Origin of the sequence: Parabacteroides sp. AF18-52 (genome assembly GCF_003479145.1) — a bacterium.
GTDB lineage: Bacteria > Bacteroidota > Bacteroidia > Bacteroidales > Tannerellaceae > Parabacteroides > Parabacteroides faecis.
On the sequence record NZ_QUGR01000002.1, the window covers coordinates 755,828 to 779,788 of the forward strand.

Sequence of the window (23,961 nt, forward strand, 5' to 3'; positions counted from 1 at the left end):
CTTAGTCTTTATTCTTCATATAATAGGTATAATAATACCATAACAGCCCGATCCAGTTAAGTACAACAATAATCAGTATCCATACGATTTTCTGCCCCCTGGAGATAAACGGATTCTGCATGACAGCCTTACAGCCAAACAGGATAACGGCAATACCTACGATAAATCCGATTTCCGGTAATGAGATTAAACAAAGTGTGTGTGACATGGGAATAGAATATTAATGTTCGTGTGTTTTCAATACGCGATGCGGCAAATTTCCGTGGCCGACCAGCTCGATCGGGCAGGCATATTTCTCACCGAGCCATTCCTCGGATACATCCGCACCGGGATGATAGTGCAATGTCTCGTTCACGCAAGCGATATTCTTGACCATTGCCAGCACCGTTCCGATATCATGGGATACCAGGATGATTGCACTCTCTTTATTGATCTCCTCCAGTAACTGATAAAAACGGGATTCAAAGCGTTTATCGACATACGAATTCGGTTCGTCCAGAATCAGGAGCTGCGGACGGGAAACGATAGAGCGTCCCAATAAAACACGCTGTAACTGTCCTCCCGACAACTCACCGATCGAACGGGTGTACAAATCTTCCAGTCCCATCTGCCGGATCACCTCCTCGATACGTTTCTTCTGAGCATCCGTATAGGAACGGAAACGGGGCTTTTCCGCAGCCAGACCCGAAGCGATCACCTCCCAGACAGAGATCGGGAATTTACGGTCTATATTATTGAGCTGTGGCAAATAACCGATCCGTAAAGAAGACACCTCCGTCCCATCCCGAAAAAAGCGGATAGCACCGGATACCGGCTGCAGCAATCCGAGGACCACCTTCAGTAAAGTCGTCTTACCTCCTCCGTTAGGGCCTATTATTCCCAGGAAATCATCTTTCCATACGGTCAGGGAAACATCTTTCAGAACAACCTTATTCCCATAGGCGGCTGTTATATGATCTATTTCAATGAGTTTGTCCATCTGCCAACGCTTTTGCTATATGAATCATTTCTTTAGACCAGTCATAAGCCAACGGATTGATCACTGTTAGTTTACAACCGGTTTCCCTGGCGATCAGTTCGGCATTCTTCTGGTCGAACTCCTGCTGGATAAATACGACACGGGCGTTATTGGTACGAGCCGTTTCCACCAGCTGCTTCAACTGGGCTGGTGAGGGTTCCTTGCCGTCCATCTCGATACAAAGCTGCGTGAGATTGAACTCATTGGCAAAATAGGTCAGTGCCGGATGATAAATAATAAATGTCCGGTCGGTCAACGGATCGAGCAGTTTTTTGATCTCCGCATCCGTTTTATCTATCTCGTCCGACAGTTTATTATAATTCTGCCAGAAATAATCCGTATTATCCGGATCCAGTGCGATAAAAGCGTTCAATGTATTCCAGGCAATCGCTTTAGCTCCGGCAATGGAACTCCAGATATGCGGGTCTACCCCACCGTGATGATGGTGGTGATGTGTTCCCTCTCCGGCATGGGCATCATGATCGTGTGCATCATGCCCATAGTCATGTTCTTCTGCAGTCTCTTTCAACAGATTAAATCCTTCCGAAGTATCGAAGAACGTCAATTTCGGATTATTCTCACGTATCTTATCCATCCACGCCAGTTCGAAGCCGATATGCCCGATTTGCAGGTAAGCGACACTTCTGCCGACCTGTATCATCTGTTGGGGAGTAGGGTCGTACGTCTCAGGACTTTGTCCGGCGGGAACCACACAATTGATCTTAAATTTATCTCCCGCTATCTGCTCTGCAAAATAACGCTGGGGTTCGATCGTAACAGTTACGATCTTCTCATCCGTCTGTTTGGTCACACAGGCCGTCAACAAAAGGATCGAGAGGATAGTGATCAGTATACTCGTTTGTTTCATCTTTTATTTCTATCACAATTCGTACAAAGGTAGTAATTTTTTGGTACTCTTCCACATTTCAAAGTAAAGGCGACACCCATAATTAACTTTGACAATTTGACCTGACAAATCGTTTTTTGCTAACTTTCTAATACGTTAAAAAATATTAGTCGCCATACTAATTTCATTTAGCCGTTATATTAATCCCATTTACATGGGATAGTAATATCATTTTGTCAATCACTAAAATCCGATATTCACCGTATCTTTTGTAGAAAACCCCACTCCAATATGGAAAAATTCCCCACTCGGCAAAATCATATCATTTTATCGGACTGCCCGGCTGAAATATAAATCGTCTGTTTACAACCATTTAACATAAAAGATAGTTCATTCTGCATTTTTGGCACGGATATTGGGCAATAGGAGCAAAAGGCAAATTAAGGTATTAGTTTTAGGTTTTTAAGTAAAAAGAAAAAGTATGAAAAAGATTGTTTTAATGGCAGTGATTGCCATGTGTGCCGCTTTTACGTCACAGATCCAGGCACAAAACACACCGGGTAATGATAAAACAGAAGTTGAAAAGCAAGATAAGTTCTACGAGATAGACATTACAGCCATTCCCCAAATTCTGCAGGAGGGAGTGAATAATGCTTATCAGGATTGCCGGATCAAATCGGTTTACGTATCCAATAACAGCACGTATGTAAAATATAAAGTGGTACTGGAAACACGTGAAGGCAAAGAAAAGAAAGTTTATTTCGATGATAAAGGTGTAGTGGTCAAAGAACACAGTTACTTCAAAGACTAATTGATTTTCAAAATAAGTCCGATCTCATTCATCCTGTTTTTATAGGCATCAGAGGTGTAGGATTTTATTTATTTGAAAAAATATTCCATTCTTCGTTAGGGTAAACCGGAAGTGATGTGTTATTATAACGAAAGGGCCCGAACGGGAACCTAAATCAATACGAAAGAATGGAAAAAGAATTACTACATAAATATTTCAGAGGCGACACTTCCCCACAGGAAGAAAAACAGGTTATGGATTGGGCGGAGGCTTCGGCCGGTAATTACCGGCAATATCTGGAAGAGCGCAAAATCTGGAACGCACTCTTAATTCACTATACAACATCTGCTGAGAAGGCTTCAACCTTCTCAGCTCAGAATAAATCATTTATTCTCTGGAAAATAGGTAGTATTGCTGCCTCCATAGCTTTACTGATCTCCCTATCCTGGATTATTTTCACCGCCAACAAAGAAGAACCGCAAAGCCTGCAAGCGGTCATGGTTCCGGCCGGGCAACGAGTACAACTCGTCCTGGGAGACGGCACAAAAGTGTGGCTGAACTCTAAATCGACCTTCACTTACCCTACCTCTTTCGGAAAAAACATACGAGAAGTAGAATTGGACGGAGAAGGTTATTTCGAAGTTACGAAAAACGAGAAAGCTCCTTTTATTGTCAAAACCAGAAAATACGACATCAAAGTATTGGGTACGACATTCAACGTATCTGCTTATCAAAACAAATTAAGTGCATTTGAAACCTCCCTGCTGGAAGGAGCGATCGATGTATCCACCGGTGACCAGACTGAATGGATATCGCTCACGCCGAACGAAAAGGTGACGGAAATAGATGGTATCCTACAAAAAGACACAATTAACAATCCGGAACATTTACGTTGGCGGGAAGGACTGATCTGCCTGGATGACGAACCTTTTGAGAACCTGATGAGAAAGTTCGCCGTGTATTATGGCATAGACATTGTTATTAACAACCCGAATGTATTGAAATACAAATGCACCGGAAAGTTCAGGCAAACCGACGGCATTGAATACGCCTTGAGAGTTCTTCAAAAAGACGTAAAATTCAAATACCTCAGAAACGACGAATTAAATTCAATTACAATTATATAATTCATTCACCTTATAATCTACATCTTATGAACAGAGACCCATAATCAAAAAAGAAAGCCGGAAAATGTCCCCACATCTTCCGGCCGGAGCTAACAAGAGACGACTTTTTAATTATCTCATTATTAACATTTAAATCCACACAAAGTTATGATAAATTTTCTTTGTCAAACCTTTTTTGTGCCTAAAAAGCGCAAATCAAACCATTTGGGACGGATTATGAAATTATCAACATTCCTTCTGTTAACTTGCACATTCACTTCCATTGCGGGAAATGTAAGTTCTCAGAACGCCAAAGTTACTCTGAACGAGAATAACGTGGCAGTCAGCAAAATCTTAAATACAATCGAGTCGCAAACCGATTACCTGTTCATTTACAACAAGAATAATGTAAATGTGAACCGTGTGACTTCCGTGAAAGCAAAAGACAAAACTGTGGACAAAGTGTTGTCCGATCTTTTCAACGGGACGAATATAACCTATGAAATGGAAGGCAAACACATTGTGCTCTCCATGAAAAATAACATTCCTGGGAAAAGCATCAGTTCTCAATCCCAGCAGGACGGGAAAACGATCACCGGTATTATCAAAGATAAAAGCGGACTGGAAGTGATCGGTGCCAACATCGTCGAAAAAGGGACCACGAACGGTACCATTACAGACATAGACGGTAAATTCTCCCTGACCGTACAACCCGGAGCAACGTTGCTAGTTTCTTATATCGGTTATAACACCAAAGAGGTAAAGGTTGGCAACGAATCTACCCTCAACATCCTGCTGGAAGAAGACAGCCAGGCACTCGACGAAGTGGTAGTGGTTGGTTACGGTGCCCAGAAAAAGGTAAACCTGACCGGTGCGATCACAACCGTTAAAATGGAAGATGTCGTAGGTAACCGCCCGGTCGGTAATACGGCACAGGCTTTGGAAGGAGCGATCCCCGGTCTGCAGGTCAGCCGCAACAATGGTAAACCGGGTACAACCATCAATATGAACGTTCGTGGTGCAACCAGTATCAATGACGATACGAATGGTGCCCCGCTGGTATTGGTCGACAACGTACCGATGGATATCGATTTGCTGGACCCGAATGATATTGAAAGCGTTACGACATTGAAAGATGCCGCCGCTTCAGCGATCTACGGTGCCCGTGCTGCTTTCGGTGTAATCCTGATCACAACAAAACAAGGAAAAAAAGATACACCGATGCGTGTAAGCTATAACAATAACTTCTCTTTCTCCACTCCGGCTGCCCTGCCGAATAAGGTCGACCCTTATACAACGGTTCAAACGTATGCCAATATGGGTCTGAAACGTTATTATGGCGGACAGGATACGGAACAATGGCTAGGATACCTGGACGAATATCGCAACGGACAACACAAGGATGGTTATGTATGGTCGGACGGTGTACGTTACAACCTGGCTCCGACCGATGTGATCGATGATATGATGGATAACTTCGGTTTCCAGCAACAGCATAATGTTTCCGTAACAGGCGGTAGCAGCAAAGCGACTTACCGCGTATCTTTCGGTATGATGGACGAAGACGGTATCCTGGTGACTGACAAGGACTCTTACAAACGTTATAATGCATCTGCATTCGTTAGTATGGATGCCAACAAATGGCTGACTTTACAAGCTGACTTCCGTTATACGGATTCAAAAACATCGACGGCACAATCCGGAACCTCCGAACATGGGGAAAATGCGGTTTGGTCATTTGCCAGCAGTATGCCGAGTATGTGCCCGCTGGGTTATGACTATGCCACCGAAGATGATAACGAATTACTGCCTTACGGTACGCCGTCCAACCTGTTGCGACTGGCTTCACCTAAAATCAACCGGGCAAACAACACCCGTATCCTGGGCCGTGTCATGATCAAACCGTTTACAGGTCTGGACATCATCGGAGAATACAGCTTCAACCGTAACTGGGGTTCGGAAAAACAGTTCAATGAAATTTATAAATATATTGCACCCGTAACAGGAGAAAAGAAAGATACTTATACGAACTCAAAGTATCAGATGAAACAGTTCTTTGAAACGACGAATGCAATCAACATTTTTGCGACCTATTCCAAAGATATCGACGATCATTCTTTCTCTGTCATGGGTGGTTATAATCAGGAAAACTGGTATTACGAATCACTGAAAGCAACCCGTGAAGACCCTATCAACCAGGGGTTGCCATCTATCTCACAATCTACCGGAACGATCACTTCCGAAGACTCATTCAAAGAATATGCTCTTAGAAGTTTGTTCTATCGTCTGACTTATTCTTACAAAGGTAAATATCTGGTAGAAGCCAACGGACGTTATGACGGCTCGTCGCGTTTCCCGAAAAACGACCGCTTCGGTTTCTTCCCTTCTTTCTCTGCCGGATGGCGTATTTCGGAAGAATCATTTATGGAAGATACAAAAGACTGGATGAACAACCTGAAAGTGAGAGCTTCCTGGGGTAGTATCGGTAACCAGAATGTGGATTATTATGCTTATCTGCCGACGATCGATGCGAAAAACGACTATAACTGGATTCTGCCGGGTACAGATAAATATGTAACTACATTAGGTGTTCCGGGACTGGTAAGTTCATCATTTACCTGGGAAACAGTCAATACTTTGGACATTGGTGTCGACCTGAACCTGTTCAACCGTCTCGGCATTGTTTTCGACTGGTACCAACGCGATACGAAGGATATGCTTACAGCAGCCAAACCGTTACCGGCCGTACTGGGTGCAACAGCACCGAAAGTGAATGCGGCTGATATGCGCAGCAAAGGTTGGGAATTGGCTATTACATGGAGCGACAAGATCGGTAAGGATATCCGTTACAATATCGGCCTGAACCTGTATGACTCTCGTTCAAGAATCACTAAATACAGTAATGACGATAACTTGTTGACTTATACAGATGCTTCAGATAACAATATCGAAAAAATGTATTATCGCGAAGGTATGGAATTTGGTGAAATCTGGGGTTATACAACAGATCGCTTCTACACGGAAAACGACTTCGTTGATGGAAAGCTGAAAGATGATATTCCTGTATTCCTGGGTCAAAACAGAGATAACGTAAAGCCCGGAGATATCTTATACAAAGACTTCGACGGCGATGGAAAGATCAGTAACGGAGACAACTCGGAAAACAACCCGGGCGACCTGCGCAAAATCGGGAACAGCACTCCACGCTTCCAGTATGGTATCAATGCCGGTATCTCTTATAAAGATTTCGACCTGTCTTTATTCTTCACTGGTGTCGGCAAACGCGATTTATGGATCAGTGATCTATGGGCTCCTAACGGACAGTTCGTTTCCTCCGTATTCGACTACCAGACCGATTACTGGCAGGAAGACAACCAGAATGCTTACTATCCGAGAGTATACGGAGAAGGCGGTAACAACAGTTACAACAACAAACGCCAGACCAAATACCTGAAAGACGGTTCGTATGTACGCTTAAAGAACCTGACTGTCGGTTATAATTTACCGGCCGATCTGTGCAACAAACTGTACATTCAGAAACTGAGAGTATTCTTCAGTGGTGAAAACCTTTTCACATGGCATCATCTGCCGGAAGGTTATTATCCTGACTCATACAGCATGGCACCGGGTAGCAACAAGGTGAACGCTAATATCGAAGGCGACTCGAAAGCTGCAGGATGGTCATATCCGTTGATGAGACAATTTTCTTTTGGTATTAATGTAACATTCTAAAGTAAAGGAGATTCACTATATATGAAAAAGTTATTAATAAGTTTCCTGGCAATAGGTACCACCCTGTTTCAGTCATGTCTGAACAACGACTACCTGGAAAGACTTCCGCTCGATAAGCAGACAGAAGAGACCGTATTTGTGAGTTATGACAATTTCAAAACATACTCCTGGAAATTCTATACCTATCTGACAGCTTATGCCGGACCGACAGCGATCAAAGGAGGACCTAACGAAAAATATATTTTTGATAGTTATTCCGATAATGGTTTTTACGGGAATCCGGGCAGTGAAAATCCCTGGACATGGCCTGAAAAAACAACCGTTCCCAGTACGGCCGACGAATGGAGTAAACCGTACGAACGTATCCGTGCCATCAATATCATGCTGGACAACCTGGACAATTCACAAATGACAGAATCGGAAAAAGCGCATTGGCGCAGTCTCGGGTATTTCTTTAAAGCGAATGAATATTACCGTTTGATCGCTCATTATGGAAGTGCTATCTGGGTAGAAAATGCCTTGAAAGATACCGATACGGAAATTTTGTATGCCAAAAGAACTCCTCGTACGGAACTGGCAGCCAAAGTTTTGGAAATGCTGGAATATGCCAAAGAGAACATTAATCCGGACGGTGACGGAGAAAATACGATCAACCGTGATGTTGTCTGTGCACTGATCTCCCGTTACGGACTGTTTGAAGGAACCTGGCAGAAATATCACAGCATCTCTGATGGTCTGAAATATCTCCAGGCAAGTTTCGATGCTTCAAAGGAACTGATTAACGCGCATCCTACTGTACACAATCATTACGATGAACTGTTCAACTCCGAAGAATTACAAGGCACGACAGGGATCTTGCTTTACAAAAACTTCCTGTCTGACGGAAAAGGTCACAATATGACCCGTTACGTAAGAACATCTTCCCATTATTCGGAGATCAGTTCGGATGGTATCGCAGCTTATCTTTGCCAGGACGGCAAACCGATCTATACCAGCGACCTGTTCGAAGGAAATAAAGAAACGGGAGACGCCGATGTATATACCGAATTCAGAAACAGGGACTACCGGTTATATTATAATGTATGTCCGCCTTACAAGGTGAACAGCCCGTCAGCAACCAATATGGATATGTCGAAAGTCACTTTCACGGACGATCCGAGAGATAAAGAATATATCGACCTGATGGCTCAGATCTCGAATACAGCCGGTTCGACAAAGACACTTCCTGCTTTACAATGGGCCGGACAGATATTACGTGAGGTTCCTCATTTCCGCGAAAACTCATATAATATGGGACAAGGTTTTATGACCTCTTACGGCGGTTACTATGTATGGAAATATTATAACACGGTTACTCCGGTCAACTCGGCAGGTAGCGTAAACTCCACCGACTTCCCGCTGTTCCGTATGGGTGAAGTGATGGTAAATCACGCAGAAGCAGCCTGGGAACTGGGACAGTTCAACCAAAGCGTTGCCGATGCTACGATCAATGTATTACGCAAACGAGCACATGTCGCAGATATGAAAGTCAGCGAAATCAATGCTTCATTCGACCCGAAAAGAGACCAGAGCGTCGATCCGGTTTTATGGGAGATCCGCCGTGAACGCCGTGTGGAACTGATGTTCGAAGGATACCGTTTCGATGACCTGCGCCGCTGGAAAAAGGCTGAATACATGAATACGCAACAATTCGGTGTTTACCTGAAAAAATCAGACCTGGAAGACACACGCCATATGGGTGATAAGGCCAATCCGTCCAACTTCAAACTGAAACTGGACCGCAACGGTGATGAAGGACGCATCGTATTCTTCAGTAAACCGGTTGGATGGGTAGACCGTCATTACCTGTTCCCGTTGCCTAGCAATGAACTGCTGCTGAATCAGAATCTGGATCAGAACGAAGGTTATCCACGTTCCAATGCTGAATAAATAGTTTAAATTCCATGAAAAGAAATATTTCACTTTACAGTCTCTGCCTGCTCACTGCAGGCAGCAGCACTGTCTCCCTGGTAGCTAAGGAGAAAACAAATGTCGTTTTTATCCTCGCAGACGATCTTGGCTACGGTGACCTGAGTTGTTACGGACAGGAAAAATTCCAGACCCCTAATATAGATGAACTGGCACAACGGGGTATGCGTTTTACCCAGTGCTATTCGGGGACGACGGTCAGTGCCCCCTCCCGTTGCAGCCTGGTGACCGGCAGACATACCGGAAATGCCTGCATACGTGGTAACTCAAGCGTGAATCCGGATTATGAAGTGGCCCTGCCCACCGGCATAAATACGATCTTCAAGATATTCAAAGAAGCGGGATACAAAACCGGTGCATTCGGCAAATGGGGTTTGGGAGAAGTCGGCAGTACCGGCGATCCGAACAAGCAGTTCGTAGATACTTTCTTCGGATATAACAGCCAGCTTCTGGCGCACAATTATTATCCCGACCACATGTGGGACAACGACAAGCGAGTCGACTATCCGGAAAATGCCAACGGAGCCTATGGCACTTATTCACAGGATGAGATCCATAAACATGCCCTAAAATTCATCGACGACAATAAAGAAGAACCATTCTTCCTGTTCATTCCCTATGTATTGCCTCATGCCGAATTGTTGGTGCCGGAAGACAGTATCATTCAAAAGTTCAGGGGAATGTATCCGGAACAACCTCACCACGGAACAGACTCCGGTCCTATGTTCCGCAAAGGAGGATATTGTTCACAGGTCTATCCGCATGCGACATTTGCGGCTATGGTGTATCGTTATGATGTATATGTCGGACAGATTGTCGCCAAACTGAAAGAAGAAGGACTCTATGATAACACCCTGATCATTTTTACCAGCGATAACGGTCCGCACCGCGAAGGAGGAGCCGATCCCGAATTCTTTAACAGCAACGGGATCTACCGGGGTATCAAAAGAGACTTGTATGAAGGGGGAATTCGTGTCCCGATGATCGCAGCATGGCCCGGACAGATCGAAAAGGGAACCATCTCTCATCATCCTTGTGCCTTTTGGGATATGATGCCGACTTTCGCCGAAGTCATCAACACTAAAAAAGCACCTGAGTGTGATGGTATCAGTATCCTTCCAACATTAAAAGGAGAAAAAAATCAGAAACAACATGATTATTTCTACTTTGAATTCCATGAGATGAACGGTAGACAGGCTATTATCAAAGGAAACTGGAAACTGATCTTACTGAATATCCAGAAAGAACCGAAATACGAATTGTACAACATTGCTGCCGATCCGTCCGAAGTACATAACATGATCGACCGTAATCCCGAAAAGTTTGTCGAACTGAAAACATTAATGGAACAGGTCCATACCAAAGATGTAAACTGGCCTTTATTATCTACTGAATTTTAAACGATAGCTAATTTTAAAGAATATAAAAGCGGTTGCCCGAAGATATCTTTTCCGATACTTTCGAGCAGCCGCTTTCTTTGAAAACAATCGAATAATTATATTCTATCCACAAAAATATCATACATTTGCAGACGGGATACGAGGAGATTTCTTAAATTTATCCACATAGTTTTAAACAATTCAAATACTCATTAATGGAAAATCAGTCTGATGAAATACTATGGTCACTTTATCTGAAAGGGGACAAAGAAGCCCTTGAACAGATATACAGACGATACTATCCATTACTTTTGAATTACGGATGCAGACTCTCTTCCAATCAGGATATGGTACAGGATTGTATTCAGAATTTATTTATAAAACTGATGTCTAAATCACGTAACTTATCGGATACCCCATCTGTAAAAGGTTATCTGCTTAAAGCCTTCCGCAATAATTTGCTTGACAGCCTTGAAAAAGAAGAGAAGCACAATGATTTCATCTTTATCGACGAAATACCGGAAGTAGACCACGCTACGACCGAAGAAGAAACGGCCCTCAAAGAAGATATAAGTAATCTGTCGTCGGCCTATCAGGAACTTTCTACCAAACAAAAAGAAATATTATATCTTTTTTATATCAAAGGCATATCTCACAAAGAGATCGCCGACATATTGAATATTAACTATCAATCAAGCAAAAACAGACTTTCTCAGTCACTCGTACAATTACGTAAAATATTTTTCCTGAATAAAAAATGACTTTTTTCGGTTTCTTACAAGTACCTTTTCTCGATTTCACCGTACTTATAATAGAGAGACAATGAAAAAAGCATGAATAAAACAGAAAACAACATACGAAAAACTTCTTTCAAAAAGGCCGGACAGGCATTGATCGATAATATACAGGAGGCCGAAAAGGTCGACCTGCAAAAAATTGAACAATCTCTGGAAGATCTAAAAAACAGATATCAGAGACGACACAAACAGAGAAGACTATGGCTTTATGCGGCTTCCGCTGCCGCTTCGGTATTGATAATAACCTTATCAATCAACTTTCTATATTCTCCTAACTCCTACGACTGGGACATATTAGCAACCTCCTTACTAAACGATAGCATACCTCACCAGGAGAAGGAGATCACCCTGATCACCCAAAACGACCGGATGAAACTTTCCAATGAAGCCTCTTTGGAATACAAAAAAAATGGGACACTACAGGTAAACAAAGAAAATGTTACTAAAGAAAGTTCCGTCCACAGCAAAGAAAAACTCAACCACATTATTGTCCCGAAAGGGAAAAGGGCTACTATAACCTTTTCAGACGGAACATCTATGTATATCAACTCCGGAAGTCATGTTATTTATCCTTCCGACTTTGAAAAAGACAAAAGGGAAATTCTTGTAGAAGGAGAAGTCTACCTGGAAGTAGCCAAGGACCCCAAACGTCCATTCTTCGTTAAGACAAAGGATTTCGATGTAAAAGTATTGGGCACAACGTTTAACGTATCTGCCTACAAAGACGATGCCATAGCTTCCGTTGTATTGGTAGAAGGTAAAGTGGAAGTGGATAACAACAATCACAAAACCACCATCAGACCGAATGAAAAAATCGCTATTACCCAAGGAGAATCAACAGTCAGTACCGTAGATGTAAATGAATATATTTCATGGAAAGATTATATCATGCTGTTTGCTGAGCATCGTGTCGGAGATGTATTTACACGTTTATCACGTTACTATGGTGTTCAAATTGAATACGAGCCATCGATAGCTTCATATCTGGTTTCAGGAAAACTGGATTTAAAAAATGGTATAAACAACTCTCTGGATATTCTTACAGAGTTACTGGATATTAAATATGAGACCACCCCGGATGGAAATATCCGGATCTTTCAATAAATGTTTAACCTTAAAAAATATTTGCTTATGAAATAAACACACGAAATGAAAAGGGAATTCCACCTCTCCCCCTTACCTTAAGAGAGAATGTATTATGATACAGAAAAAGCCAGACAATACTGTCATATTGCCTGGCTCAGGATAGTATTAATCTAGTTCGTTACTAAAAAATACGTACAAATGTATGAAAAAACAAAAGAGTATCAAATCTAAAAGATTTAATTATCTAAAAAGTATTTGTTTAAGTAGCTGTTTATTATGTTTTGCAGGAGAAGCAGCTGCCAATTTCACAGAAAATTATTCAACACAAGTTTACTTCACTGTAAAAATGAATAACAAAACGGTACGGGATGTATTTTCCCATATCGAAAAAAACAGCGAATTCATTTTTATCTATCAGGGTACTAAAATCGACCTGGACAGAAAAGTATCCATAAATCTCAGTGACCAACCGGTTCAAGCAATCCTTCATGAAGTTTTTGCAGGAACAAATGAGACCTATTCCATAAAAGGCCGACAGATCATTGTCAAAAAAACACCGACAAAAGAAAACACCGAGGTGTTAAATTCCGATCAACAGAAAAAAACAGTGACAGGTTTATTAACCGACGCTGACGGGAATCCGGTTATCGGAGCAACGGTCACTATCAAAGGTACCACCCATGGTGTAACAACTGATATAGATGGTAAATATATACTCAATAACGTCAACGAAGGTGACGTTATTGAGTTCCGATATATCGGATTTAACACGGAAGAAAAAACCTATAAAGGCGAAGCATCCATCAACATCCGCATGATGGAAGCTACCGTAGGCCTGGAGGATGTTGTTGTTATCGGTTACGGTCAACAGAAAAAAGAAAGCGTTGTTTCTTCATTAAACACGATCGGACCGGCTGAGTTAAATGTAAAACAACGAAACTTGCGTAATACGTTGGCCGGACAAATAGCCGGTGTCATTGCCGTACAACGCAGTGGTGAACCAGGTAACGATGCAGCCGCATTCTATATTCGCGGACAAAGTTCATATGCCGGCGGTACATCCGCATTGGTATTGGTAGACGGTGTTCCCAGAAGTATGGACGATATCGACGTAGATGAAATCGAAAGTTTCACCGTTTTAAAAGATGCTGCAGCAACTGCCGTTTATGGTGCAGAAGGAGCTAATGGGGTTGTGTTGATTACTTCCAAACGAGGTAAAGCACAGAAAACATCTGTCAATTTCAGTGCACAATACAGTATTGTTACTCCGACACGCATGCCTGAAACATTAAATTCTTATGACTACCTGTCATTATATAATGAAGCATTGTGGAATGACCAGGGTAATCCGAACAAAGAATATTTCAATCCCCAATACACCGACGAAACACTTGAAAAATACAGAACCGGGATAGACCGGGACCTATATCCTTCTGTAAACTGGTATGATTTACTACAGAATCACACACAAAGTCAGAGATATACGGTAAACTTCAGAGGTGGTTCCGAGAAAGTACGTTTTTTTGCTTCAGGAGCTTACTATTCAGAAGACGGTATCTTCGATTCTACTCCCAAAGAGGATTACAATGCCAATATCGGATTGCAACGTTTCAACCTGCGTTCCAACGTGGATATGGACCTGACAAAAACAACTCAACTATCCATCGACATGAGCGGCCAGTATTTGAAGAAAAATCAACCGGGATATACCTCAGATGAAATCTTCAATTATATCAGCCACTTCCCTGTACATGTTATTCCGATGTACTATTCCGACGGTACAGCCTCGGATCATGGTGCTCCCGGCTGGGGGGTTGAATATCAGCCATACAACATGTTAAACAATAGCGGATACAACAAAACATGGAGTGCTTTCTTACAAACCAAAGTGACGTTGAAGCAAGATCTAAAATTCATCACAGAAGGATTATCAGTAAAGGGGTCTGTCAGCTTTGATGCCGATTTCTATTCAACCATGAAGAGATCGAAAACTCCGCAAACCTTTTATGCATTAGGGAGAAATGAAGACGGAAGCCTCGATAAAAAAACGATCAAAGAAAGTTCAGCTTTAGGTAACCCCGCCATATCCGGTCGTGATGGTACGAAAAAGATCTACCTGGAAGCCTCATTGGATTATCAACGTTCCTTCAATAAAGTACACGATGTAACCGGTATGGTATTGTATATGCAAAAAGAGACGCAATATCAGAATAGAGATAATGGTTTACAACTCTTACCGTATCGCAAGCAAAGTGTGGTTGCCCGTGCGACTTACGGATACGATGACCGCTATATGCTGGAAGCCAGTATGGGTATGACCGGTAGTGAAAACTTTGCGCAAGGCCATAGATGGGGAATTTTCCCTGCCGTAGGTGCAGCTTGGTTTGTCAGCCATGAAAAGTTCATGAGAGGAGTGGAAGATTATATCAGTAAACTGAAACTGAGAGTTTCTTACGGTATAACCGGAAATGATAATATTGGTGAAGATACACGTTTCCCATACAGAGAAAATATTAATACAGGTCTCGATAGTTACAGTTTCGGACTAACACCGGGTGCCAATGGCGGTAAAGGGAACTCTCCTGGCAATGGGATTGCAGAAGGTAGCTTCGCCATGCCTAACCTGTCATGGGAAATTGAAAAGAAACTGAATACTGGTATCGACCTGGGGTTATTCAGAGGTCGTGTCGACTTCAGTGCCGATTATTTCTATAACCGTCGTAGCGATATCTTATTGCAGAGAGCTACTGTTTCAAACGTTTCCGGTCTTCGGGTAAAACCATACCAGAATTTCGGTATTGTTAGAAATCAGGGAGTCGATGCCAATCTTATTGTGAAACAAAAAGTAGGAAATGTAGATCTCTCTGCACGAGGTAACTTGACTTATGCAAAAAACAAGATCCTTGAACGAGACGAAATCCCTCAGAAATACGATTATCAGACATATACAGGAAACTCTATTGACAAGCCGTTGCTATATATAGCGGAAGGACTTTATACTCCGGATGATTTCAATATTACAACAAACGAATACGGCGGCCAGACTTATAAATTGAAAGACGGCCTACCCACCCCCGCAGCAAATGTTGCCCCTGGTGATATCAAATACAAAGATTTGAATAATGACGGTGTCATTGACTCTTATGACCGTACTTATGATCATAAATATTATCAAGCGACACCGGAAATCGTCTATGGATTCGGAGTAAATGCAGAATGGAAAGGATTCTTCGTTGGCGTCTTCTTCCAGGGGACAGCACATACATCCGCCAATATGTTAGCAAACAATTATGCCCTACTTCCATTCACACAAGGGGTTGATAACGGGTCTGGCCGGACAGAAATTTCAGACCGTTGGCTAGCAGAGAGTCCATACAATCAAGATGTCTTTTTTCCACGTTTGCATACCAGCAACTTCAGTCATAACACACAAGCAAGTACCTGGTGGCATCGTAATGCTGGATTTCTCCGACTGAAGAACATCGAGATAGGTTATCAATTCAATGATAAAATACTCAAGCAACTCCGTATGAAAAATTTGAGAGTTTATTTGCAAGGGAACAATGTGGCAGTTTGGGATAACATCAAATTCTGGGATCCTGAATTAGGTAGTGCGAATTCAGGTGCCAAATATCCTATATGCAGCACATATTCTCTTGGATTAGAAGTCACATTTTAAAAACAACAAATATGAAATTCTTAAATAAAATAACATCAATTGCTTCTGCATGCTTTCTAACTCTAGCCCTCACAGGATGTAGCGATTATCTGGATGTGTCGGATGAAGTGGCAGAAAACCTGACATTAGATGAAGTTTTCGATAACCCCAACTACATGCGCCGTTGGCATGGAAATTTGTTCAACAGTATTTCTGAATATTCCAGTATCGGAAAGAATAAAGCCAATGGATTTTCCGGAGTGTGGGTATCCATGTGTGGAGAAACAACTCTTAGTGGTGTCGGTATGAGTGAAATGATATCCGGTTTCACTTCTGCCAATGCCCCATTCCAACAACGCTGGGCGAACCTGTATCAATATATACGTGATGCTAATATTTTCCTGGAAAGAGTAAATCCTAAAGGTAACATTAACGACCAATATCAATTAACGGAGGCTGATGTTAAGAGAATGAAGGCTGAAACAAAATACCTTATCGCTTACAGTTATTTCTCACTCTTCGAACTGTATGGCCCGGTTCCTATCCTGGATGAACTAGCCGATCCGGAAGATAAAGGCCTGGATTATGCCAGAGCATCCGTGGATGAAACCGTTGAATATATCGATAACTTATTAAAAGAAGTCATCGAATCCGGCAACCTGCCTGAATCAATTATCCAGAATCATTCAGCTACCGGAAACGACCGGTACAATCTGAATGAGATCGTCCGTCCGACAGTGACTGCAGCTAAAGCATTAAGAGCCAAGCTTTGGGTATATGCAGCTTCGCCGCTATTCAATGGTGGTTACAAAGAAACACTGGATGTTGCCAATACCGACGGTAAAAAAATATTTGCTTCTTACGATGCCAGCAGGTGGGTCACCGCTAAAAGCCGCCTGGAAGATCTATTGAATAATGCAGAACAAAACAAGCACACTTTGTTTACCGTATATAATACAGACGGAACCATTAATCCGGATGAATCGGTCTATCAATTATTCCAGAACTACAATGACGAAATATTGTGGGCTACCGGAGATAACCTTTGGAACGGTTCGACAATGGAACAGAACACCAACCCCAGAGACTGTTACACAGGTTGGGGATATCTTGGAGTTTCACAGAATTTAGTGGATGCCTTCTTCGTTAAAGACGGATTAACAATCGACGATCCGGGTAGCATGTATAAAGAAGACGGTTTTACCGATGTCGTTAACCCATGTAACGAAAACAAGCGGGTAGATACAAATGTATTCAATATGTATGCCAACCGCGAACCTCGTTTCTATGCCGGCGTAGGGTATGAAGGTAAAAGCTGGCATATTCAACCGGTCGGAAGACCCGATTACACAATCGGATTTGCCAAAGGGGAAGGTTGCGACAACTCATCTGCCGATAACCCTCGTACCGGTTACCTGCCTACTAAATTCAAAAACCGCCAAATCCTGTTTACCGGAAACTATTTGAAGGCCTGGGCACGTCCTTCCATTCTATTCCGTTTGGCAGACTTTTATCTGTACTATGCAGAAGTTTGTAATGAAATAGACCCGAACGATCCCAATATCATCAAATACCTGGATATGGTAAGACAACGTGCCGGTATTCCCGGATATAAAGAACTGGCCGCTTCCGGTAAAAAGAATATTATCGGCAATCAGGAACTGCAACGAAAAATGATTCAACGCGAACGTACTGTTGAATTGTTTATGGAAGGACAACACTACTTCGACATCCGGCGCTGGATGATTTGCGGAGAAGGTGAAGAGGCAGATCAAAGCGTTCTCCATTCAATGAATATGAACGGATACAAAGACCAACCGATCGGAGCCAACAATTCTTTCTTTACCCGCATCGTTCTTGAAAACCGTGCCTGGAGACGTGCCATGTACCTTTATCCGATACCACAGGATGAAATACAAAAAAGCCGGCTTCTGGTACAGAACCCTCTTTGGTAATAACTAATTAATTATAAAACAGATAAGCCTTATACTAGATAGTTTAGTATAGGGCTTATTCTCTCTTAAATCATATATCATGAAACAAAAAAGATACTTTATTCTTATTCTATCAGGGTTATTCTTTTGCTTTGCTAGTTGTATACACGGAAATAACCCGGATAAAGGCAACGGAAAAGCAAAGACAATCACCTTCCGCGGCATCTATGCCGACGACCCTGCCGGACAGGAAGGTCTATACAATCCGGAAAGAGGCTTCCGATTGGAAATAGCAGTCGACATTGCCAGCGGGAAAGATGTCTGGAACCCTAAACAATTCCCCGACATAACCAGCCATTTAGAATCAGAGTCCGCTATCTATGCATCAGACAGTGTCAGCCTGGTTCAAAGTTATTTTTATCTCACCGGATTCGTAGGAAAAGACTTATCGGAAGATGCTTTTACCACAATGGATACCTATTTCAACAAACTAAGAGAATTAGGTAAAAAAGCGGTATTGCGATTTGCTTATGAAACCGCCTTTATGGGAAGAGCGGGAAGCGGCCCTACCCTGGAGGATGTGCTCCGCCATATGGAACAACTGAAACCGTTCCTTGCACAAAACACAGATGTCATTCAAGTTGTACAAGCCGGATTCATCGGTGCATGGGGCGAATGGCACAGCTCATACCACGGACTGGAAAGCACAAACGACAGTAAGCGTACTATCCTGGAAAAGATAGTCTGGATGACTCCGGAAAACAGAATGGTACAAGTAAGAGTCCCGGAATATAAAAACCTGATAAACAAAGATAGCAAGTCATATAACAGAGTTTCTTTCCATGATGATTTCATCATTATAAAACCTCATAAATGGGACGGAAACATGCATGAAGGAACTCCTTATTTCAACCAAATCGTCGAAGAAAGTCCTTATTTAGCCGTAGACGGAGAACTTCCCTGGGGTACCTGGAGTATGAATGAAGATCCCGACAATCCGGAAGCCGGATGGATTATCGACGGCATAGCGACAGCCAGACAGCTTTTCCTTCAGCATTATACTTCGCTCAGTGCCATTCATAATTACAAGGAAAAAGGGACCAAAGATAAATATTCAATGATGTATTGGAAAGAAACTCCTGTGGAAGAAACATTCTTATCTGAAAACCATATGCCCGTTTCCGACCATTACTTTAAAAATCAGGACGGAAGTCCGGCTACACGAAACGTATTCGATTATATCCGGGATCATCTGGGTTACCGGCTGGAATTACAACAACTCAAAATAAACGGAACCCTGGTAGCCGGAAAAGAAATCTCGCTGGATCTTTCGCTGATTAACAGAGGTTTTTCTACCTTATTCAATGAGCATCCCGTTTATTTTGTTCTGGTCGATGAGCAGGACCGGGTTACAGAGTTACTGACCGAGACGAACGTCAACAGCTTCCAACCATACCAACCTACAGATCCGGAGTGTAAACCTTTGCTTCATACCATCAAAGGACAATTTACTATTCCGGAAAATCTGAAAACGGGCAAATACAGAATAGGCCTATGGATACCGGATGGTTCCGAACGTCTGAAATATAATAACCGGTATGCCATTCGTTGTGCCAACGGAGATACAGAATGGTGGAATTCATCCGACAAGAAATACGGAATCAACATCTTAACGACATTAAAGATAACACACCGCTGACCTGTTAGCCGGTCGGATTAATCCTTTATCTGACCGGCAACACATTCCTCATCATATCGGCAAAAATAGCCGCCATCTTTCGCTGAATGAACTTCTCTTTTCCCCGTTGCGGATGCCAGCCATATGTAACACCATCCGTTTCCTGGGTATCCTGAGCATAGATCAGACTAAACTGGCTACCGGTTACCGGATGGAGAACATTTTTAGAAAACCCGATATACTTATCAAATTCAATAAGCGGAAATCCCCATTTAGCGGCGAGTCGACGGATAGACGAGTTATACACAGTACGGGCATCGTGCCAATGAGTACAAAAAATAATATTTACAGGCTTACCGTATTTATTCCCGTAATATCTGGAATGCTCATTGAATTGCTGATTATAACAATCGGTTATATAACGTTTGATGACATAATCGTATGCCGCCGCATAATTGGAACGGTCGAAAGGAGTTGAATAATCAGTATATTTCTCTTTTAGCTGCGTCTCGTCAAATACATCTTTATCATGCACATGCATAATGATAAATGCATCGACCTCATCCAGCTCCTCCAAAGAATAAAGAGTGCCATCTTCCATTTTATTGGCAGTATTCGCAATCGCTTCCGCACCTACCGCCCGGTTGACGGGTACGGCGTCCAAAGACTCACATCCCAATTCAAACCATCCATTCTCCGGGGAAGCAAAAGAAGCCCCGGTCAACAATAAGGTATATTTCGCAGAATGGACATTTTCCTGTCCGAATAAAGGCATTACACTCAACAGTACGACAAATATTAAAAACAGTTTTTTCATCATATCTATAGAATTTTTAGATTATCCCATTAGCAAAAATACATCATATTGATATAAAAACATCACGTATGTCCGCTTATTATTAACGAATCCAAGAAAATGTATTACATTTGCACGTTTTAATTTTTAATTCAATCGATATAGACCATGAAACTTGCTTCAATTCTTCATTGTTGCGTGCTTGCATTTTGTATTTGTTCATGCAACAAACAACCAGTTCAACAAACAAACGGAGATATACTTATCGCAGACTCCCTATTGAACAATATCCTTACGAAATACAACGTTGAAAAGTATGGATTACTTTCAGAGACTTATCCTGTCAATCCGGAAAACACCGTCACTTATCTTGCCGAAGGGACCGAACAGAAAAAGGGACAGGAAGTATCTTTCCTATGGCCTTATTCCGGTATGTTGTCCGGTTGTATCTCGCTGTATGAGGTCACCGGAAATGAGAAATACCTGAAAATACTGGAAGAACGCATCCTTCCCGGCCTTGAAAAATACTGGGACGACACACGCACCCCGTTCTGCTATCAAAGTTATCCGATGTTCAACGGTGAAAGCGACCGTTTTTACGATGATAACGACTGGCTTGCCATTGATTACTGCAACCTATATGCACTCACCCAAAACGAACGCTATCTGAAAAAAGCAGAAGAATTATATGCTTATATTTTCAGCGGATGGGACGATGTGTTGGGCGGAGGTATTTATTGGTGCGAACAGAAAAAGACATCCAAAAATACCTGTTCAAATGCGCCCGCTACCGTTTTATGTATGAAACTGTATAATCTGACAAAAGACCGGAAGTATCTGGAACAGGCTGTAGCAACCTACAACTGGACAAAGGCAAACCTCTGTGACCCGGCAGATCATGTCTATTGGGACAATATCGGACTCGATAAAACGATCGGCAAAGCCAAGTTCACATATAACAGCGGACAGATGATCCAGGCAGGCGTACTCCTTTACCAGGCAACTTCAGACGAAGCCTTCCTGAAGGATGCACAAAACACGGCAAAAGGAGCTTATAAACATTTTTTGCAGAAACGCACTGGTATTAATGGAAAAGATGCTTATTTTTACCCCTCAAATCCGTGGTTCAATGTCATTTTATTGCGCGGTCTTCTTGCTTTGGCTAAAGTGGATAACAAGTATGAATTTGTTAATACCATGGCGGATAACGCCCGTTATGCCTGGCAATATACACGGGATGAAAACGGATTCCTAGGGAACGACTGGGCCGGGATTGATAATAAAAAGTTCAAATGGCTGTTAGATAACGCCTGTATGATCGAACTTTTTGCAGAAACAGGTAACATTCAATAAATAAAATAATAAACCCATGACTACACGTAGAAACTTTCTAAAATCCGGAGGTTTGTCTTTGGCAGGTCTGTTGGTCGGGCAGAAATCATTTGCTCATTTAGCAGAATCGGCAACACCAGGCGCCCCTCTCGTATCTAACACATTACAGTACACTTGCCAGCGTCCGGCACCGGAAAAACGCCAGTTCACTTCCGCAGCAGTCGAAAAGGCAATCCAGGCGACAAAAGCCAAGCTGAAAGATCCGAAACTGGCATGGATGTTCGAGAATTGTTTTCCCAACACACTCGACACGACTTGTGAGCACAAAATGGTGAACGGTAAACCCGACACTTTCGTCCTTACCGGTGATATCCACGCGATGTGGTTGCGCGATTCATCCGCACAGGTTTTCCCGCATATCATTTTTGCAAACGAAGATCCGAAAGTAAAAACAATGTTGGCAGGTGTTATCAACCGCCAGACCTGGTGCATCAATATCGATCCGTACGCCAACGGCTTCAACGAAGGCCCGACAGGCAGCGAATGGGAAAGCGACCGGACAGATATGAAAAAAGAACTTCATGAGCGTAAATGGGAAATCGACTCACTCTGTTATCCGATCCGCCTGGCTTATCATTTCTGGAAGAAGACCGGCGACACCTCTCCTTTCGATGCTGAATGGGAAAAGGCAATGAAAACCGTCTACAAAACGTTTATCGAACAACAACGCAAGGACGGACTCGGCCCGTATCGTTTCTCCCGTAAGACAGACCGTCAGGGGGATACATTGCTGAACGACGGCTACGGTAGCCCGGTAAACCCTGTCGGATTGATCGTATCTTCTTTCCGTCCGTCTGACGACGCAACCCTGTTCGGTTTCCTGATCCCGTCGAATATGTTTGCCGTCACTTCACTCCGCCAGCTGGCTGAGATGATGCGCGACATCAAAAAGGATAACGACTTTGCCCGCCAGTGCGACTCATTAGCCGACGAAGTTGCTGCCGCCATCGAAAAATACGGAATCGTAGAACACCCTGAATTCGGAAAAGTATATGCTTTCGAAGCAGACGGTTTCCATAACCATGTATTCATGGACGATGCCAACGTGCCCAGCTTGCTGGCTATGCCTTATCTGGGATGCATCGACGTGAACGATCCGGTCTACCAGAATACCCGTAAACTGGTTTTAAGCCCGATGAATCCTTATTTCTACAAAGGGAAAGCCGGCGAAGGTATCGGAGGTCCGCACATTGGATTCGACTTTATCTGGCCGATGAGTATCATTATGCGTTGCAATACCACCAACGATAAAGAAGAAATACGTCATTGCGTCAAAATGCTTCGTGATACGGACGGCGATACCGGTTTCATGCACGAATCGTTCCACAAAGACGATCCAAAAAACTTTACCCGTTCCTGGTTTGCATGGGTAAATACCCTGTTCGGAGAAATGATCTACCGCCTGGTAAAGGAAGGAAAAACAGATATTCTGAACAATCTGGGATAATAGAAAATAATAAAGTTATCCAAGGCTATTTATCAAACAAGGCAAAACCTTGTTTGATAAATAGTTCCTGTAAACTATCACTATCTTCCAGTCTCATTAAGCCAAATCCTATGACCGACTAATCGTTAACTCCCGGCTTTGTATAACTACCCTGTACAGGATAATCCGCCAACCTGTACATCCTAAAGAAACACCCTGTACACCTTGTGCTGGTACCCTGTACGCCCTGGTAAAAAAGAGTCCTGACCTTTGAATTAGTTTATAGGGAGAAAGAAATTACTTTCCCGGCTTCCTCCATCTAGTTAGTCTTATTTCCCATTTGCCTTAAAAGGT

At 42.7% G+C, this 23,961-nt stretch carries 16 protein-coding genes; 12 read left to right on the forward strand and 4 right to left on the reverse strand.

Annotated features, from left to right (window positions below; all coding sequences use genetic code 11):
• Nucleotide 1 precedes the first annotated feature (1 nt).
• The 3 genes from DWX23_RS06545 to DWX23_RS06555 are packed head-to-tail and all read right to left on the reverse strand — an operon-like array spanning nucleotide 2 to nucleotide 1,886.
• Nucleotides 2–208, reverse strand: a complete 207-nt coding sequence (locus DWX23_RS06545; protein ID WP_122355819.1) for a hypothetical protein — start codon at nucleotides 206–208, stop codon at nucleotides 2–4.
• Nucleotides 209–220: 12 nt separating this feature from the next.
• On the reverse strand, nucleotides 221–979 hold the full coding sequence (locus DWX23_RS06550) for a metal ABC transporter ATP-binding protein (protein ID WP_122355817.1): 759 nt from the start codon (nucleotides 977–979) through the stop codon (nucleotides 221–223).
• Entirely contained in the window at nucleotides 963–1,886 is a 924-nt protein-coding gene (locus DWX23_RS06555; protein ID WP_122373867.1) for a metal ABC transporter solute-binding protein, Zn/Mn family, read from the reverse strand. The genes DWX23_RS06550 and DWX23_RS06555 overlap by 17 nt, the downstream gene beginning before the upstream one ends.
• 460 nt (nucleotides 1,887–2,346) lie before the next feature.
• Between DWX23_RS06555 and DWX23_RS06560 the strand changes: the two genes are divergently transcribed.
• The 10 genes from DWX23_RS06560 (at nucleotide 2,347) to DWX23_RS06605 (ending at nucleotide 20,014) form a co-directional block, all read left to right on the forward strand.
• Entirely contained in the window at nucleotides 2,347–2,676 is a 330-nt protein-coding gene (locus DWX23_RS06560) for a hypothetical protein (protein ID WP_122355804.1), read from the forward strand.
• 167 nt (nucleotides 2,677–2,843) lie between these two features.
• A complete protein-coding gene (locus DWX23_RS06565) occupies nucleotides 2,844–3,782 on the forward strand; it encodes a FecR family protein (RefSeq protein WP_122355802.1) in 939 nt (312 codons plus the stop codon).
• A gap of 216 nt (nucleotides 3,783–3,998) precedes the next feature.
• Complete coding sequence (locus DWX23_RS06570; RefSeq protein WP_229801017.1) at nucleotides 3,999–7,493, forward strand: TonB-dependent receptor; 3,495 nt, start codon at nucleotides 3,999–4,001, stop codon at nucleotides 7,491–7,493.
• 21 nt (nucleotides 7,494–7,514) lie between these two features.
• The gene (locus tag DWX23_RS06575; RefSeq protein WP_122355798.1) at nucleotides 7,515–9,422 is read left to right on the forward strand and encodes a RagB/SusD family nutrient uptake outer membrane protein; all 1,908 of its coding nucleotides are present in this window, start codon (nucleotides 7,515–7,517) and stop codon (nucleotides 9,420–9,422) included.
• A 14-nt stretch (nucleotides 9,423–9,436) separates the two neighbouring features.
• Nucleotides 9,437–10,861: an arylsulfatase gene (locus DWX23_RS06580; RefSeq protein WP_122373869.1), complete on the forward strand. Its 1,425-nt coding sequence runs from the start codon at nucleotides 9,437–9,439 to the stop codon at nucleotides 10,859–10,861.
• Between the two features lie 194 nt (nucleotides 10,862–11,055).
• Nucleotides 11,056–11,601, forward strand: coding sequence for an RNA polymerase sigma factor (locus DWX23_RS06585; RefSeq protein ID WP_122373870.1), 546 nt, complete (start codon nucleotides 11,056–11,058; stop codon nucleotides 11,599–11,601).
• Between the two features lie 72 nt (nucleotides 11,602–11,673).
• A complete protein-coding gene (locus DWX23_RS06590; RefSeq protein WP_122355792.1) occupies nucleotides 11,674–12,741 on the forward strand; it encodes a FecR domain-containing protein in 1,068 nt (355 codons plus the stop codon).
• Between the two features lie 184 nt (nucleotides 12,742–12,925).
• A complete protein-coding gene (locus DWX23_RS06595; RefSeq protein WP_122373871.1) occupies nucleotides 12,926–16,402 on the forward strand; it encodes a TonB-dependent receptor in 3,477 nt (1,158 codons plus the stop codon).
• 11 nt (nucleotides 16,403–16,413) lie between these two features.
• Nucleotides 16,414–18,336, forward strand: coding sequence for a RagB/SusD family nutrient uptake outer membrane protein (locus DWX23_RS06600; RefSeq protein WP_122373872.1), 1,923 nt, complete (start codon nucleotides 16,414–16,416; stop codon nucleotides 18,334–18,336).
• 79 nt (nucleotides 18,337–18,415) lie between these two features.
• A complete protein-coding gene (locus DWX23_RS06605) occupies nucleotides 18,416–20,014 on the forward strand; it encodes a DUF4874 domain-containing protein (protein ID WP_122373873.1) in 1,599 nt (532 codons plus the stop codon).
• A 25-nt stretch (nucleotides 20,015–20,039) separates the two neighbouring features.
• Here DWX23_RS06605 and DWX23_RS06610 read toward each other — a convergent pair whose 3' ends face one another.
• On the reverse strand, nucleotides 20,040–20,813 hold the full coding sequence (locus tag DWX23_RS06610; protein WP_199673231.1) for a DUF5040 domain-containing protein: 774 nt from the start codon (nucleotides 20,811–20,813) through the stop codon (nucleotides 20,040–20,042).
• Nucleotides 20,814–20,957: 144 nt separating this feature from the next.
• On the opposite strand from DWX23_RS06610, the gene DWX23_RS06615 reads away from it, so the two are divergent.
• Together DWX23_RS06615 and DWX23_RS06620 are read left to right on the forward strand one after the other, a co-directional pair.
• Complete coding sequence (locus DWX23_RS06615; protein WP_122355786.1) at nucleotides 20,958–22,142, forward strand: glycoside hydrolase family 76 protein; 1,185 nt, start codon at nucleotides 20,958–20,960, stop codon at nucleotides 22,140–22,142.
• Nucleotides 22,143–22,158: 16 nt separating this feature from the next.
• A complete protein-coding gene (locus DWX23_RS06620; RefSeq protein WP_122373874.1) occupies nucleotides 22,159–23,628 on the forward strand; it encodes a glycoside hydrolase family 125 protein in 1,470 nt (489 codons plus the stop codon).
• Nucleotides 23,629–23,961 lie beyond the last annotated feature (333 nt).

Excerpts from the sequence above, each read along its gene's own strand:
- DWX23_RS06575 (WP_122355798.1), top strand. The coding sequence starts at position 7,515 with ATGAAAAAGTTATTAATAAGTTTCCTGGCAATAGGTACCACCCTGTTT.
- DWX23_RS06555 (WP_122373867.1), bottom strand. The coding sequence starts at position 1,886 with ATGAAACAAACGAGTATACTGATCACTATCCTCTCGATCCTTTTGTTG.
- DWX23_RS06610 (WP_199673231.1), bottom strand. The coding sequence starts at position 20,813 with ATGATGAAAAAACTGTTTTTAATATTTGTCGTACTGTTGAGTGTAATG.
- DWX23_RS06580 (WP_122373869.1), top strand. The coding sequence starts at position 9,437 with ATGAAAAGAAATATTTCACTTTACAGTCTCTGCCTGCTCACTGCAGGC.
- DWX23_RS06595 (WP_122373871.1), top strand. The coding sequence starts at position 12,926 with ATGAAAAAACAAAAGAGTATCAAATCTAAAAGATTTAATTATCTAAAA.
- DWX23_RS06570 (WP_229801017.1), top strand. The coding sequence starts at position 3,999 with ATGAAATTATCAACATTCCTTCTGTTAACTTGCACATTCACTTCCATT.
- DWX23_RS06605 (WP_122373873.1), top strand. The coding sequence starts at position 18,416 with ATGAAACAAAAAAGATACTTTATTCTTATTCTATCAGGGTTATTCTTT.
- DWX23_RS06600 (WP_122373872.1), top strand. The coding sequence starts at position 16,414 with ATGAAATTCTTAAATAAAATAACATCAATTGCTTCTGCATGCTTTCTA.
- DWX23_RS06545 (WP_122355819.1), bottom strand. The coding sequence starts at position 208 with ATGTCACACACACTTTGTTTAATCTCATTACCGGAAATCGGATTTATC.
- DWX23_RS06560 (WP_122355804.1), top strand. The coding sequence starts at position 2,347 with ATGAAAAAGATTGTTTTAATGGCAGTGATTGCCATGTGTGCCGCTTTT.
- DWX23_RS06565 (WP_122355802.1), top strand. The coding sequence starts at position 2,844 with ATGGAAAAAGAATTACTACATAAATATTTCAGAGGCGACACTTCCCCA.
- DWX23_RS06615 (WP_122355786.1), top strand. The coding sequence starts at position 20,958 with ATGAAACTTGCTTCAATTCTTCATTGTTGCGTGCTTGCATTTTGTATT.
- DWX23_RS06620 (WP_122373874.1), top strand. The coding sequence starts at position 22,159 with ATGACTACACGTAGAAACTTTCTAAAATCCGGAGGTTTGTCTTTGGCA.
- DWX23_RS06550 (WP_122355817.1), bottom strand. The coding sequence starts at position 979 with ATGGACAAACTCATTGAAATAGATCATATAACAGCCGCCTATGGGAAT.
- DWX23_RS06585 (WP_122373870.1), top strand. The coding sequence starts at position 11,056 with ATGGAAAATCAGTCTGATGAAATACTATGGTCACTTTATCTGAAAGGG.
- DWX23_RS06590 (WP_122355792.1), top strand. The coding sequence starts at position 11,674 with ATGAATAAAACAGAAAACAACATACGAAAAACTTCTTTCAAAAAGGCC.